Below are 1678 nucleotides of genomic sequence, written 5' to 3' on the forward strand. Positions count from 1 at the left end.
CCCTGCTTGCTACAATTGTGTTGGTTCTGAAAGGTTCACAGCCAGTGAGCTATACAGACGCCCAAACCTAAGCTACAATTGAGATGTGCAGAGAGAACGCTGCCCTGCTTGAGCTACCACGCTCGGAATCGCAAACTGTTCTCCGCCATCTCCATTGCAGCGTTCGATTGACGCAGGTTGAGTTATCAGCGACTCTTGTCACTGTACATTCGTGTCACAAAGCAAGCTGAATCGGTGATGGGCATCAGGCGGAACAAGCACAAAAAGGAGGCCGGAAAAATGAAGTCAATGGAAATCACAGCCGTAGGTATTGATGTTTCTAAGAGCAAAAGCACAGTTGCTATTCGCAGGCCAGGTGGAGTAATTGTTGCACGTCCATTTGACATATCTCATTCTAACCATGATCTTGAGAAACTGGTCTCCATACTGAAAACGACAGGAGGAGATATCCGCGTTGTAATGGAACACACAAGCAACTATTGGAAGCCAATTGCATTAACGCTGAAGGAAGCAGGCTTTTACGTTTCTGTTGTAAATGCCATGTTGATTCACGATTTCAGTGACAATTCCATCCGAAAATTGAAAACAGACCGTGCGGACTCCTTGAAAATCGCCAACTATGCACTGACGTTTTGGAATGAGCTCCCACCCTTCAATGATGAGGACGAAACCAGACTTGTGTTGAGAGAGCAGTCACGAATGTATGAAAGATTGGCTTCGACAGCAACATCCCTTCGCAATGGCCTGATTGCACTGGCAGATCAGACGTTCCCTTCGATTGATCAGGCTTTTGGACACGCAATCAAGAATGCGGATGGTCATGAAAAGTGGGTCGATTTCTTTTCAATTTATTGGCACAGAGACTGTGTACTCAGACTTTCCATTGAAAAATTCACAGAATCTTACCGCAAATGGTGTTTGCGGAGAAATTATAAATTTCGTACGAATACAGCGCACAAGTTGTATGCTCTGGCACAGGATGCCGTTCCTACTCTCCCGAAAAACAACGGAACAAAGGCTTTAGTATTGCAGGCTTGCAAGAGCCTGAATGCTGTATGCGAGGCGAAACAGTCTACTCAAGAAGAAATGAACCGATTGGCTTCGCTGCTTCCTGAATATGAAGTTGTCATGCAGATGGAGGGCACAGGACCCATTACAGGCCCTGCTCTAATGGCTGAGATTGGTGATGTCAGACGTTTCAAAAACAAGAAAGCTCTCGTTGCCTTTGCCGGCATTGATGCACCACCGTTCCAATCTGGAAACTTTGAATCCAAGTCACGTCACGTTTCCAAGCGCGGCTCACCTCATTTGAGGCGCGCTGTATTCCTTGTAGCAAATATTATTCTAACCTTATCCCACAAAGATAACAGCGTCTTTTGCTTTATGGACAAAAAGCGCGCTGAAGGAAAGCACTACTACGTCTACACGATTGCTGGCAGTGCGAAATTTCTGCGAATCTACTACGCACGGGTCACTGAATATTTGCGCACCCAAGAGATACCTGTTGCTGCCAGCTGTCTAAACGGTAACAGCTAACGCTATTCTTTAGTTTGAAAATTCTGCTGACAGGCTACACTTGTCGGCTTATTAAAGTTGCCGGATGCTCACTGCACCCGGCAACAATTATTTTTGTTTAAATTTTCTGCTTTTACCTCTTGACACACTTTAGCAGGTTTGC

The 1678-nt window shown here is 45.6% G+C and carries 1 protein-coding gene; it reads left to right on the forward strand.

The window, feature by feature from the left end; translation table 11 throughout:
* The first annotated feature begins 294 nt into the window (after positions 1–294).
* A complete protein-coding gene (locus GKG34_RS15515; RefSeq protein WP_318177877.1) occupies positions 295–1536 on the forward strand; it encodes an IS110 family transposase in 1242 nt (413 codons plus the stop codon).
* Positions 1537–1678 lie beyond the last annotated feature (142 nt).

This window comes from Faecalibacterium sp. BIOML-A4 (assembly GCF_009679665.1).
GTDB classification, from domain to species: domain Bacteria; phylum Bacillota; class Clostridia; order Oscillospirales; family Ruminococcaceae; genus Faecalibacterium; species Faecalibacterium taiwanense.